The organism is Ramlibacter sp. Leaf400, assembly GCF_001424545.1.
Lineage (GTDB): Bacteria > Pseudomonadota > Gammaproteobacteria > Burkholderiales > Burkholderiaceae_C > Ramlibacter.
On sequence record NZ_LMQL01000014.1, the window covers coordinates 67,564 to 80,227 of the forward strand.

At 71.5% G+C, this 12,664-nt stretch carries 15 protein-coding genes; 11 read left to right on the forward strand and 4 right to left on the reverse strand.

The window, feature by feature from the left end; translation table 11 throughout:
• Positions 1-71 precede the first annotated feature (71 nt).
• Positions 72-965, reverse strand: a complete 894-nt coding sequence (locus ASG30_RS20400; RefSeq protein WP_055901373.1) for a dienelactone hydrolase family protein — start codon at positions 963-965, stop codon at positions 72-74.
• Between the two features lie 98 nt (positions 966-1,063).
• Between ASG30_RS20400 and ASG30_RS20405 the strand changes: the two genes are divergently transcribed.
• Positions 1,064-1,252, forward strand: a complete 189-nt coding sequence (locus ASG30_RS20405) for a 4-oxalocrotonate tautomerase (RefSeq protein WP_055901376.1) — start codon at positions 1,064-1,066, stop codon at positions 1,250-1,252.
• A gap of 13 nt (positions 1,253-1,265) precedes the next feature.
• Here the strand turns inward: ASG30_RS20405 and ASG30_RS20410 are convergent, their stop codons facing one another.
• Together ASG30_RS20410 and polA are read right to left on the reverse strand one after the other, a co-directional pair.
• A complete protein-coding gene (locus tag ASG30_RS20410; protein WP_055901379.1) occupies positions 1,266-1,811 on the reverse strand; it encodes a hypothetical protein in 546 nt (181 codons plus the stop codon).
• A gap of 42 nt (positions 1,812-1,853) precedes the next feature.
• Positions 1,854-4,661, reverse strand: a complete 2,808-nt coding sequence (polA, locus tag ASG30_RS20415) for a DNA polymerase I (RefSeq protein ID WP_055901381.1) — start codon at positions 4,659-4,661, stop codon at positions 1,854-1,856.
• 54 nt (positions 4,662-4,715) lie between these two features.
• Between polA and ASG30_RS20420 the strand changes: the two genes are divergently transcribed.
• The 6 genes from ASG30_RS20420 (at position 4,716) to ASG30_RS20445 (ending at position 8,625) form a co-directional block, all read left to right on the forward strand.
• The gene (locus tag ASG30_RS20420; RefSeq protein WP_055901384.1) at positions 4,716-5,039 is read left to right on the forward strand and encodes a hypothetical protein; all 324 of its coding nucleotides are present in this window, start codon (positions 4,716-4,718) and stop codon (positions 5,037-5,039) included.
• 11 nt (positions 5,040-5,050) lie between these two features.
• Entirely contained in the window at positions 5,051-6,013 is a 963-nt protein-coding gene (locus tag ASG30_RS20425) for a homoserine kinase (RefSeq protein ID WP_055901387.1), read from the forward strand.
• 91 nt (positions 6,014-6,104) lie between these two features.
• Positions 6,105-6,866, forward strand: coding sequence for a BPSS1780 family membrane protein (locus ASG30_RS20430; protein WP_055901391.1), 762 nt, complete (start codon positions 6,105-6,107; stop codon positions 6,864-6,866).
• Entirely contained in the window at positions 6,863-7,615 is a 753-nt protein-coding gene (locus tag ASG30_RS20435; protein WP_055901394.1) for a hypothetical protein, read from the forward strand. Before ASG30_RS20430 ends, ASG30_RS20435 begins: the two co-directional genes overlap by 4 nt.
• Before the next feature lie 106 nt (positions 7,616-7,721).
• Complete coding sequence (locus ASG30_RS20440) at positions 7,722-7,931, forward strand: hypothetical protein (RefSeq protein WP_055901396.1); 210 nt, start codon at positions 7,722-7,724, stop codon at positions 7,929-7,931.
• A 67-nt stretch (positions 7,932-7,998) separates the two neighbouring features.
• The gene (locus tag ASG30_RS20445) at positions 7,999-8,625 is read left to right on the forward strand and encodes a cation transporter (protein ID WP_055901399.1); all 627 of its coding nucleotides are present in this window, start codon (positions 7,999-8,001) and stop codon (positions 8,623-8,625) included.
• 202 nt (positions 8,626-8,827) lie between these two features.
• Here the strand turns inward: ASG30_RS20445 and ASG30_RS20450 are convergent, their stop codons facing one another.
• On the reverse strand, positions 8,828-9,049 hold the full coding sequence (locus tag ASG30_RS20450; RefSeq protein ID WP_156385636.1) for a hypothetical protein: 222 nt from the start codon (positions 9,047-9,049) through the stop codon (positions 8,828-8,830).
• Between ASG30_RS20450 and ASG30_RS23065 the strand changes: the two genes are divergently transcribed.
• The 4 genes from ASG30_RS23065 (at position 9,039) to ASG30_RS20465 (ending at position 12,518) form a co-directional block, all read left to right on the forward strand.
• Positions 9,039-9,200: a hypothetical protein gene (locus tag ASG30_RS23065; protein ID WP_235579854.1), complete on the forward strand. Its 162-nt coding sequence runs from the start codon at positions 9,039-9,041 to the stop codon at positions 9,198-9,200. The two genes, ASG30_RS20450 and ASG30_RS23065, sit on opposite strands and share 11 nt — an antisense overlap.
• 137 nt (positions 9,201-9,337) lie before the next feature.
• Complete coding sequence (locus ASG30_RS20455) at positions 9,338-10,339, forward strand: P1 family peptidase (protein ID WP_055901404.1); 1,002 nt, start codon at positions 9,338-9,340, stop codon at positions 10,337-10,339.
• 5 nt (positions 10,340-10,344) lie between these two features.
• Positions 10,345-11,700 carry a TAXI family TRAP transporter solute-binding subunit gene (locus ASG30_RS20460; protein WP_200947335.1) on the forward strand — a complete coding sequence of 452 codons (1,356 nt, stop codon included), beginning with the start codon at positions 10,345-10,347 and terminating at the stop codon, positions 11,698-11,700.
• Positions 11,697-12,518: an alpha/beta hydrolase gene (locus ASG30_RS20465; protein ID WP_055901410.1), complete on the forward strand. Its 822-nt coding sequence runs from the start codon at positions 11,697-11,699 to the stop codon at positions 12,516-12,518. Before ASG30_RS20460 ends, ASG30_RS20465 begins: the two co-directional genes overlap by 4 nt.
• Positions 12,519-12,664 lie beyond the last annotated feature (146 nt).

Consider the following 12,664-nt stretch of genomic DNA (forward strand, 5'->3'; position numbering starts at 1 on the left):
ATCCAGGTTCCTTCAGGCAAGCAAAACGAAAGCCGCCCCGCGGGCGGCTTGCTCCAGCGGGGCGGCGGGCTTCAGGCCACGCCGTTGGCCTTGAACCAGGCCAGCGCCCGCTTCCAGCCGTCCTCGGCCGGCCCCTGCCGGAAGCTGGGGCGGTAGTCGGCATGGAAGGCGTGCGGGGCGTCGGGGTAGACCACGAACTGCGAGGCCTTGGCCGCGGGCGAGCCGTTGGCCAGCACAGCCTTCATCTTATCAACCGTGTCCAGCGGGATGCCGGTGTCGGCCGCGCCGTAGAGACCGAGCACCGGCGCCTTCAGGCTCGCCGCGAGATCAACCGGGTGCTTCGGCGTCGCCTCCGTGGCGCTGCCCACCAGCCGGCCGTACCAGGCCACGCCGGCCTTGACCGGGCCCTGCGCCGCGTACAGCCACGTGATGCGCCCGCCCCAGCAAAAGCCCGTGATGGCGGCCTTGCCGGCATCGCCGCCATTGGCCGCCGCCCACTTGAGCGCGCCGTCGAGGTCGGCCATCACCTGCGCGTCGGGCACCCTGGACACGACCTCGGCCTGCAGCTTCGCGATCTCGCCATAGCCGGCCGGATCGCCCTGGCGCGCGTAGAGCTCCGGCGCGATGGCCAGGTAGCCCGCCCTGGCGAAGCGGCGCGCGGTGTCGGCGATGTACTCGTGCACGCCGAAGATCTCCTGGATCACCAGCACCACCGGAAGGCCGGTGCGGCCGGCCGGCGCGGCGCGGTAGGCCGGCACCTTGAAGCCGTTCACCTCGTAGCTGATCTCGCCCACCGTGAGCCCGTCGGCCGGGGTCCTGACGGCTGTCTGCGCCATCGCGGTCCCGGCCGCCGCGGCGTAGCCCGCGCCCAGCACCTTGAGCGCGGTGCGCCGGCTCGGGCCGGCCTCGCCGGTGGCCCCGGGCAGCAGGGCGTCGAAGTCTTTCCTCAGGTCGTCATCCAGCATGGTTGTCGTTCTCCGTGGGGGTGGCATGCAAACCGGGAGCGACTATAGGGGCGAACCCATAATCCCGGCTTGCACTCGCCATTCACGAAGGAGACCCCATGCCCACCCTGCGCGTCGAACTGATGGAGGGCCGCACGCCCGAACAGAAGAAGGAACTGGTCAAGGCCCTCACCCAGGCGGTGGTCGACACCCTGGGCAGCAAGCCCGAGTCGGTCGACATCCTGCTTTACGACATCAGGAAGGGGGACTGGGCCACCGGCGGCGTGCTCTGGTCCGAGCGCTCCTGACCGCCCCAGCAGCCTAGTCGAAGTGGTGCCAGTGCTCTTCGGGGAGCCTGGCCAGGAAGTCGTGCGCGGCCTGCAGGACGCCGGCCCGGTCGGCCCACTCGATCTGGTCGCGCAGGCGCAGGCGCTTCTGCATGGCCGACGTCGCGGCCCAGCCCTTGCGGTCCACGGGCGGCGGCGGTGACTGCGTGCGGCCGTCGACCACCCGGGCCGGCAGCAGGTCGTGAAGGGCGGCCCAGGGGGCGGGCAGCGGGCAGGCGCGGTTGTTGCGCCGCGCCAGGTTCATCACCTCGTCCAGCGTGACCGCGCGGCGCGACTCGATGGCCCGGGCCTTGAGCACGTGCTCCAGCGGCTGGGTCGGCTCGTAGCCGGGCGCGGGCGGGGGCTGGTCGTCCGCGGCCGGCGCCTCCACCTTCTCCTGCACCGGGTTGCGCAGCGCCTCGAAGCGCTGCCAGGCCGACTCGCTGTCCTCCTCCAGCCCCATCGGCGCGGTCGCGCGGCTGGCCGGGAAGAACGGCTCGGGGGACACGCCCGGCTTGGGTGGCTTGCTATCGGTGGACATGGCGCCCCGATTATCGGGGGCGGCCCCCCGCAGCGCCAAGCTTCAATGCGCCTGGTCCCAGTTGGGGCCCACGCCGATCTCCGCCAGCAGCGGCACCTTCAGTTCGGCCACGCCGGCCATCAGGCGCGGGATCTCGGTGCGCACCCACTCCACCTCCGCCTCGGGCACCTCGAACACCAGTTCGTCGTGCACCTGCATGATCATGCGGGTGGCACGCTGCTGCTCGTCCAGCACGTCCTGGATCTTCACCATCGACAGCTTGATCAGGTCGGCCGCCGTCCCCTGCATGGGCGCGTTGATGGCGGCCCGCTCGGCGCCGCCGCGCCGCGGCCCGTTGGGCGAATTGATCTCCGGCAGGTACAGCCGCCGGCCGAACACGGTCTCCACGTAGCCGCGGCTCTTGGCCGACAGGCGGGTCTCGTCCATGTAGAGCTTCACGCCCGGGTAGCGCTGGAAGTAGCGGTCGATGTAGCTGGCCGCCGCCTTGGTGTCGATGCCCAGGTTGCGCGCCAGGCCGAAGCTGCTCATGCCGTAGATCAGGCCGAAGTTGATCACCTTGGCGTAGCGGCGCTGCTCGCTGGAGACCTCCTCGGGCGGCAGGCCGAACACCTCGGCGGCGGTGGCGCGGTGCACGTCCATCTTCTCGCGGAAGGCGCGCAGCAGGGCCTCGTCCTCGCTGATGTGGGCCATGATGCGCAGCTCGATCTGGCTGTAGTCGGCGCTGGCGATCACGTGCCCCGGCGGCGCGATGAAGGCCTCGCGGATGCGCCGTCCCTCGGGCGTGCGGATCGGGATGTTCTGCAGGTTGGGATCGTTGCTCGACAGCCGGCCCGTGACCGCCACCGCCTGCGCGTAATGCGTGTGCACGCGCCCGGTGCGGGGATGCACCATCTGCGGCAGCTTGTCGACATACGTGCCCTTGAGCTTGGACAGGCCCCGGTGCTCCAGGATCTTGGCCGGCAGCGGGTAGTCCTCGGCCAGTTTCTCCAGCACCTCCTCGTCGGTGCTGGGCGCGCCGCTCGCCGTCTTGCGCACCACCGGCAGGCCCTGCTTGGTGAACAGGATCTCGCCGATCTGCTTGGGGCTGCCCAGGTTGAAGGGCTGGCCGGCCAGCTCGTGCGCCTCCTGCTCCAGCCGCAGGATGCGCTGGCCCAGCTCGTGGCCCTGGCGCGCCAGCGCTTGGCTGTCGATCAGCACGCCGGTGCGCTCGATGCGAAAGAGTGTCTCGCTGCTGCGGATCTCCAGGTCGTAGATGAAGCGCAGCCGGGCGTCGCGCTCCAGCTTGGGCCACAGGGCCAGGTGCACGTCCAGCGTCTGGTCCGAGTCCTCGCAGGAGTATTCGGCCGCCTTGTCGATCGGCACCTGCTGGAAGGGGATCTGGTGCTGGCCCTTGCCCGCGATGTTCTCGTAGTCGATGCCGCTGCGCCCCAGGTGGCGCTCGGCCAGGCTGGCCAGGCCGTGTGGCTTGTGGACCTCCAGCACGTAGCTCTCCAGCATGGTGTCGTGCGCGTAGCCGCGCACCTCGATGCCGTGGTTGGCGAACACGTGGCGGTCGTACTTCACGTGCTGGCCCAGCTTGGGACGATCGGGGTTCTCCAGCCAGGGCTTCAGGCGCGCCAGCGCCTCGTCGCGCGGCAGCTGGTCGCGCACGCCCGCGTAGCTGTGGGCCAGCGGCAGGTAGGCCGCGATGCCGGGCGCGGTGGAGAACGACAGGCCGATGATCTCGGCCTGCATCTCGTCCAGCGAATTGGTCTCGGTGTCCACCGCCACCAGCGGCGCGGCCTCCAGCTGGGCGAGCAGCGCGTCCAGCTGCGCCCAGGCCAGCACGGTCTCGTACTGCAGGTTGGTCGCCTGCGAGCGGCCGGCGAGGTCCGGCTCCTCGAACAGCGAGCCGTTGGGCGAGGCCGCTTCCTTCTTCTTGTGCTCCTCCAGCAGCTCCGGCGGCACGTCGTGCAGCTCCAGCTGCTTGACCAGGCCCTTGAAGCCGTAGCGGGCGTAGAACGCCTTGAGCTTCTCGGTGTCCTGGCCGTTGATGACGATGTCCTCCAGCTCCGGAAAGCCCGGGATGTGCTCCTTGAGGTCGCAGTCCTTGCGGATGGTGAGCAGCTCGCGGCCCTTGGGCAGCCACTCCAGCGCGTTGCGCAGGTTCTGGCCGACGGCACCCTTGACCTCCCCGGCGCGCGCGATCAGCTGGTCCAGCGAGCCGTACTCCTGCAGCAGCTTGACCGCGGTCTTGGGCCCGACCTTGTCGACGCCGGGCACGTTGTCGACCGAGTCGCCCACCAGCGCCTGGTAGTCCACCATCAGCTGCGGCGGCACGCCGAACTCGTTCTGCACGCCTGCCACGTCGCGCACCCGGTCGTTCATGGTGTCGATCACCGTCACGTGGTCGTTGACCAGCTGGCTCATGTCCTTGTCGCCCGAGGAGATGACGGTGCGGACGCCGCGCTCGTGCGCCATGCAGGCCAGCGTGCCGATCACGTCGTCGGCCTCCACGCCCGGCACGTTCAGCACCTTCCAGCCGAGCAGCCGCACCACCTCGTGGATCGGCTCGATCTGGGTGCGCAGCTCGTCCGGCATGGGCGAGCGGTTGGCCTTGTAGTCGGGGTAGAGGTCGTCGCGGAAGGTCTTGCCCGGCGCGTCGAAGACGCAGGCCGCATAGTCGGCCCGCACATCCTTGCGCAGCTTCTGCATCATGTTGATCATCCCGCGGATGGCGCCGGTGGCCGGGCTCGTGGGATCGCCCGGCACGGCGCGCAGGTCGGGCATGGCGTGGAAGGCGCGGTACAGGTAGCTGGAGCCGTCCACCAGCAGCAGGGTCTTACGGGACGGGGCTTCGGATTCGCTCATGGCGGGCGATTGTGCCCGCGGGGCGGGAGCGACCGCCGCCCTACAATCGCAGGCATGTTCCGCCCCGCCGTTCCCGCCGCCCTGCTGCTCGCCTGCGCCCCGGCGTGGGCCCAGGCCCCCGCGCCGCAGCCCGAGGCGCCCGCCGACGGCCGGCGCAACCAGCGGGTCGAGCGCATCGTCCACGAGGACGCGGGCAACCGCATCGAGGAACTGCGCTACGCCGGGCAGGTGCAGAGCATCACGGTGCAGCCCAAGGGCGAAGTGCCGGCCTACGAGGTCACGCCCGCCACGCCCACGCGCGGCCGCGTGGCCGACGAGCGCAATGGCAATGGCGGCGCCGGCGGTGGCCAGCGCTTCTGGAACGTCTTCAACTTCTGACGCGGGGCGGGATGGCGGTCTTCACCGAGGTGGGGCAGGAGCAGGCGCGCGAGCTCGCGCAACGGCTGGGCCTGGGCGAGCTGCGCGAGCTGCGCGGCATCCAGGGCGGCATCGAGAACACCAACTACTTCGTGACCACCGTGCAGGAGGGCCGCGCGGTCGAATGGGTGCTGACGCTGTTCGAGCGGCTCACGGCCGAACAGCTGCCGTTCTACCTGCACCTGATGAAGCACCTGGCCCAGCGCGGCATCCCGGTGCCCGACCCGCAGGCCGACCGCGACGGCGACATCCTCCACCACGTCTGCGGCAAGCCCGCCGCCGTGGTCAACAGGCTGGCCGGCCACAGCGAGCTGGCGCCCACGGCGGCGCACTGCGCCAGCGTGGGCGAGATGCTGGCCCGCCTGCACCTGGAGGCGCGCGACTTCAACCGGGCCCAGCCCAACCTGCGCGGCCTGGCCTGGTGGAACGAGACGGTGCCCGTGGTCCTGCCCTTCGTCGGGCCCGAACAGGCCGACCTGCTGCGCAGCGAACTGGCCTTCCAGAACCACGTGGCGGCCTCGTCCGCCTGCGCCGCGCTGCCGCGCGGGCCGATCCATGCCGACCTGTTCCGCGACAACGTCATGTTCCAGGACGGCGCGCTGACCGGCTTCTTCGACTTCTATTTCGCGGGCGTGGACAGCTGGCTGTTCGACATCGGCGTGTGCCTGAACGACTGGTGCGTGGACCTGCCGACCGGCGCGCACGACGCGGTGCGCTGCCGGGCCTTCCTGGGCGCCTACCAGCGGGTGCGCCCGCTGGCCGCGGCCGAACGCCAGCTGCTGCCGGCCATGCTGCGCGCCGGCGCGCTGCGCTTCTGGATCTCGCGGCTGTGGGACTTCCACCTGCCGCGCGAGGCGGCCCTGCTCAAGCCGCACGATCCCGCCCACTTCGAGCGGGTGCTGCGCCAGCGCGTGGCGAACCCGGTCCACGCCTGAAGCGGCGCGGACCTTGCGTTAAATTCATCCGCAACCGCACCGCGGCCCGCCCGGCCGCTGAATCCGGATCGACCTCCCCCACGTATCTGTCATGAAACTCAACGTCGTCCCGCCGCGAACCGGCCTGTTCTGGGTGAGCCAGGGCATCCGGACCTTCCTGCGGCAGCCGCTGGCGCTGGCGGGGCTTTTCTTCATGTACATGGCGGTGGTACTGGTGGTGACTCAGATTCCCGTTGTCGGCATCGTCGCCGGCGGCATCCTGGTGCCGGCGGCCACGCTGGGCCTGATGGCCGCCACGGCCGAGGCGTCCAGCGGCCGCTTCCCCATGCCGACGCTGCTGGTCAGCGCCTTCCGCGCCGGCCGCGACCGGCTGCGCTCCATGCTGGTGCTGGGCGTGGTCTACACCGTCGGCTCGGTCATCGCCACCGGCCTGGCCACCCTGCTGACCGGCGCCGGCCCGGCCCCCGTCGCCGGCGAGATGGACAGCACCATGCTGGTCACGCTGCTGATGCACACGCCGCTGTTCCTGATGTTCTGGCATGCGCCGGCCCTGGTGCACTGGCACGGCGTGACGCCGGCCAAGAGCCTGTTCTTCAGCGTGGTGGCCTGCTGGCGCAACCTGGGCGCCCTGGTGGTCTACGGGCTGGCCTGGATGGGCGTGTTCCTGGGCGTGGGCACCGTGCTCAGCCTGATCGGCGCGCTGGCCGGCGGCGCCGCCCTCGCCCGGGCCGTGATGGTGCCCACGGCGCTGCTGATGGCGGCCATGTTCACCAGCTCCATCTATTTCACTTTCCGCGACAGCTTCAGCGCCGACGAAGCGCCCCCTGCCCCACCCCCTGGAGAGAGCCCATGACCCAGCACCACCTGCAAGGCCGCCGCGAAGACGAGGTCCTCTGGTTCCGGCGCCGCAGCTTCCTGCAGGGCGCCGCCGCCTGGACGGCCATGGGCGGCTTCGCCGGCGCCTGGGCGCAGCGGCGCGGCAACATCGTCGAACTGCGCGGCGACGCCCTGGTCAATGGCCAGCGCGCCACGCCCCAGGGCTTCATCCAGACCGGCGACTCGGTGGAGACCGGCCCGGGCGCCAACCTGGTGTTCGTGATCGGCGACTCGGCCTTCCAGGTGCGGCAGAACAGCCGCCTGGTGGTGGAGCGCGGCGCCAGCCTCAACGCGGTGAGCGTGCTGCGCATGTTGACGGGCGCCGTGGTCAGCGTCTGGGGCAAGGGCCCCAACCGGCAGATCGTCACGCCCACGCTCACGGCGGGCATCCGGGGCACCGGCGTCTACACCGAAGTCTTTCCCGAGCAGGGCTTCCGCAGCTACTTCTGCAACTGCTACGGCGAGGTCGCCATGGGCGCCGGCCCCGACCGCACGCTCTCCCGCTCCGACTACCACCAGGCCTTCTGGGGCGAGGCGCAGGCGAAGAACGGCCGTTTCCTCACGCCGGCCAAGGCGATCAACCACACCGACGAGGAGCTGGAGCACCTCGCGCAGCTGGTGAACCAGCGCACGGCGTGGCAGGTGGCGGGCCGCAAGGGCGTGAAGGACGGTCAGGGCTACATGGAGGAACGCCCCGCCGCCAGCCATCCCGCCGCGACGCGGTGAGGGCGCTGCGGCCGTGTTGCCGTTTGTTCACGAGGCGTTCGCTGACATCCACGGATCAGCGCCACGGATGAAATGAAGGCCAAGGACTGACGAAAGGAGAACCGCCATGTCCCAGCAAGCCATCATCCGCGGAGAAGTGTCTTTCCGAGTAGGCGACGGCATGCTCATGCCCATCCCTGACGGGCCGGTCGACATCGAGCTGGCCGACGACAGCGTCACGCTGTCCTGGATGGAAGGCCACGACGCCGGCTCGGCGGCGATCACCCGCGACGAGTACGAGCGCTACGTGCGCGAGGGCAAGATCCGCCTCGGCTGATCCCCCTGCCCCGTGCGGACCTGCCGCCGGCAGTGTCCAATGCGGGCTCGACCCCTTTTCGAGCCCGATGTCCGCCCACCACGACCACCATCACCACGATCCCCTGCCGGGCCACGCACCGGCGGGATATGCCCGGGCGCTGTGGATCGCCCTGGCCGTGAACGCGGGCATGTTCCTGCTGGAGATCGCCGCCGGCCTTCGGTCCGGTTCGGTCTCCCTGCTGGCCGACGCCATCGATTTCTTCGGTGACGCCGCCAACTACGGCGTTTCGCTGGCCGTGCTGACCCTGCACGTGGCCTGGCGCGCCCGGTCCGCCCTCCTGAAGGCGGTGAGCATGGCCCTGTTCGGCGTCGCCGTGCTGGCGCGCGCCGGCTGGTCGGCCTGGCACGGCATCGTGCCGGAGCCGGCCACCATGGGCGCCGTGGGCACCCTGGCCCTGGCGGCCAACGTGGGGGTCGCGGTGATGCTCTACCGCTGGCGCGAGGGCGACGCCAACATGCGCAGCGTCTGGCTGTGCACGCGCAACGACGCCCTGGGCAACCTCGCGGTGCTGGCCGCGGCCCTGGGCGTTTTCGGCAGCGGCACCGCCTGGCCCGACTTGGCGGTGGCCGCCGGCATGGCCCTGCTCGCGCTCACCTCGGCCTGGTCGGTGACGGCGCAGGCGCGGTTGGAACTGCGCACGGCGCGCCGCTGACGCACCTTCGGGCGAACGGGCCCGCATCACTGCTGACGTCATCCCCGCGCAGGCGGGGATCCAGGGCTTCCTCGCGGTCGTTCGGAAAGCGGAAGCACTGGATTCCCGCCTCCGCGGGAATGACGGGACCGGGGGCAGAAATGGCAGGGGGCCCGGATCGACCGATCCGGGCCCCCTGCATCCTTTGCGGATCAGCGCGCGCTCAGCGCATGAAGAGCTTGGAGAAGATGATCCCCACGGCGAAGGCCACGCCCACGGCGGCCAGCGGGTTCGTACGCACCTGCTCGCGCGCCATGTCGCCGTACTCCTGCTGCCAACCCATCATCCGCTCGCTGCCGGTGCTCACGGTCTGCTCGAGCCGGTCCACGGCCTCGTGGGCGCGCTGGGCGAGCTTCTGCACGGTGCCGCTGTCCATGGAATTCATGGACGCCATGGAACCGGCATTGCTGCCGCCGGTGCTGCTGGTGGCGCTGGTGGGAAAGGGGGTGGTGGAGGAGGACGTCTCGCTGTTCATTGGCTACTCCGTTGGGTCGAAAAAATCGCCGGCGGCTCGCCAGCGTCTGCGTCCACTGTAGGAAGCCCAGCGTTGGCGAACTGTCGTCCGGCAGGGGCGGACCGGGTAGGACGCCGCCGACAGCGGCTCGCCCGCGCGGCGCGGGCCGGACCGGCGCTTATGATGAGTCGCGCCTTTCCCCGCAGTCCCGCAGGCTCCATGACCACCCTTCCGAACCTCGCGCCGCAGGGCGCCATCACCGACGTCGCCGGCATCGAAGTCGGCCACTTCACCGACACCCGGCGCCCCACCGGCTGCACCGTCGTGCTGGCGCGCCAGGGGGCCATCGCGGGCGCCGACGTGCGCGGCGCAGCGCCCGGCACGCGCGAGATCGACCTGCTCGCCCCGGCCAACCTGGTCGAACGCGTGCATGCGGTGATGCTCGCCGGCGGCAGCGCCTGGGGCCTGGACGCCGCCGGCGGCGCGATGCGCTGGCTGGAGGAGCAAGGCATCGGCCTGGAGGTCGGGCCGGCCCGCATCCCCATCGTGCCGGCCGCCGTCCTCTTCGACCTGTACCTGGGCGACCCGAAGATCCGCCCCGACGTCGCCGCCGGCCATGCGGCCTGCGCAGCCGCGTCGTCGCTGCGGCCTGAAGAAGGCAGCGTGGGCGCCGGCACCGGCGCCCTGGTCGGCAAGCTGTACGGCGCCGGGCGCGCGATGAAGGGCGGCGTGGGCACGGCCAGCCTGCGCGCGGGCGGCTTCACGGTCGGCGCCATCGTGGCCTGCAACGCGATGGGCGACGTGATCGATCCCGCCACCGGCCAGGTCGTCGCCGGCGCCCGCCGCGAGGACGGGCGCACGCTGCTGGACACCCGCCGCGCGCTGCTGGCGGGCGAGCCGCACCAGCGCCTGGTGCAGGCAGCCAACACCAGCATCGGCGTGGTCGCCACCGACGCGGTGCTGACCAAGGCGCAGGCGTCGCGGCTGGCCACGGCCGCCCACGACGGCCTGGCGCGCAGCATCACGCCGGCCCACACCATGCTCGACGGCGACACCCTGTTCGCCCTGGGCACCGGCGCCAGCGGGCGGCCGGCCGAGATGGTGCTGCTGTCCACCCTGGCCGCCGAAGCCGTGGCGATCGCCACCGTGCGCGCGGTGCGGGCGGCGCGCGGCGTGCGGATCGGCGACATGCACATCCCGGCGGTGGCCGAACTGGCGTGAAGGTCATGCCCAAGGCGATCCGCTACACGCTGTTGTCGGTTCGCGACCTCCTGATCTCCGCCGGCCCGCTGGCGGTGCTGGCCGTGGCGCTGCTCGTGCTGGCCTACCTCTGGCTGGACCCCGCGCCGCCTAAGCGGGTGCGGCTGGCCACCGGCCCGGCGCAGAGCGCCTACGAGGAATTCGGCAAGCGCTACCAGGCCGAGCTGGCGAAGAACGGCATCGAGGTCGTGCTGGTGCCCAGCGGCGGCTCCATCTCCAACGCGCGCCTGCTGCGCGAGGGCAAGGCCGACCTGGGCTTCGTGCAGGGCGGCACGGCCTCCCGGCCCGGCGACGAGGGCGCACAGGCGGCCCGCACCGAGGGCCTGGTGTCGCTGGGAAGCCTGTTCCTCGAGCCGCTCTGGCTCTTCTACCGCGAGGACGCGGCTCGCAAGAAGACGCGCGACGGCACGCTGCGCGCGCTGACCGACCTGGCCGGGCTGCGCGTGAACGCCGGCTCGCGTGGGAGCGGCGTGCCGCGGATCACGCGCCAGCTGTTCGAGGCCAACCACATCGACCCGGCCAGCATGACCGTCTCGCAGCTGGAGCAGACGCCGGCCACGGTCGCCTTCCTGGACGGCCAGCTCGATGCCATCGTCTTCGCCTCCGCCCCCGAATCGCTGATGGTCCAGATGCTGCTGCAGACGCCAGGGGTTCGGCTGATGGACTTCGCGCAGAGCGAGGCGTATTCGCGCCGCTTCGGCTTCCTGTCGCCGGTGGTGCTGCCGCGCGGCATCGTCGACCTGGCGCGCGACCTGCCGCCGCAGGACGTGCGGCTGGTCGCCACCACCACCGCGCTGCTGGCGCGCGAGCAGACCCATCCCGCGCTGGTGCAGCTGTTCGCGCAGGCGGCGCGCAACCTGCACGGGCCGGCCGGCTGGTTCAACCGCGCCCGCGCCTTCCCCACCATCGAGCACAGCGAGTACCCGATCTCGCGCGAGGCCGAGCGCGCCATCCAGAGCGGATCGCCCTTCCTGCAGCGCTACCTGCCGTTCTGGCTGGCCAACCTGGTCGAGCGCATGTGGCTGGCGCTGGGCATCATCATCGCGGTGCTGCTGCCGCTCTCGCGCATCGTGCCGCCCCTGTACGCTTTCCGCATCCGCTCGCGCGTGTTCCGCTGGTACGGCCAGCTGCGCGCGATCGAGGAGCGCGCGGCGCAGGAACCCGAGGCCGTGCCCGAGCTGCTGCAGGAACTGGAGGCGATGGACCGGCGTGTCGCGCAGGTCGCGGTGCCGCTGTCGTACGCCGACGAGCTGTACGCGCTGCGCGCCAACATCCACCTGGTGCGCGGCCGCATCGTCGCGCCCGTCGCGGCGCCGGCATGAAGTCGCTGGCCGGCACGCTGGGGGTGCTGGCCCTCGCGGCGCTGGCGCTCTACGCCGCGCTGCTGGCCCTGCTGTGGTGGAAGCAGGAGGCGCTGCTGTTCCATCCGCAGCCGCTACCGGCGAATTACCGGCTGGCCACCGAGCCCGATGTCCACGAGGAGCAGGTGCAGGTCCCCGGCGCGACGCTGTCGGTGCTGCACCTGCGGCTGCGCGAGCCCCGCGGCGTGGTGTTCTTCCTGCACGGCAACGCCGGCAACCTGGCCGGCTGGTTCACCGAAACTGCGCTGTACCGGCAGGCCGGCTACGACCTGGTGATGCCGGACTACCGCGGCTACGGCAAGAGCACCGGCCGCATCGACGGACCCGGACAGCTGCGCCAGGACGTGCGCGCGGCGTGGGACAGCGTGGCGCCGCGCTACGCGGGCAAGCGCGTCGTGCTGTACGGCCGATCGCTGGGCACCGGGCTGGCGGCCGACTTGGCCGAGCAGCTGACGAACGAGGGCCGGCCGCCCGACCTCACCGTGCTGGCCTCGCCCTACTCCAGCCTGCGCGAGCTGGCGGCCGAGGCCTATCCGTGGGTGCCGGGGGGCCTGCTGCGCTACCCGCTGGACACCGGCCGCCACCTGCCCAAACTGCGCGGCCGCGTGCTGCTCGTGCATGGCGGCCAGGACTCGCTGATCGGCGTGCACCACTCGCAGAGGCTGCTGCGCGCGGCGCCTTCGGCCCGGCTGCTGGTGGTCGCCGGCGCGGGCCACAACGACCTGCACCTGTTCCCGCAGTACCGCGCGGCCCTGCTGGAGACCCTGGGCTCGCTCTGACGGCCGAGGCGGGCGCGACCGGTAAAAACGTTCGCGCGATGGCCGGGCATGGCGATTGCCGCCCCGACCGCACAACTCGAAAGTCGGCCAGCGAATCTCCCTGCATCGCAAGGGGTGAGCAAGCCGTCCGCCGTGCGGCCACGTGG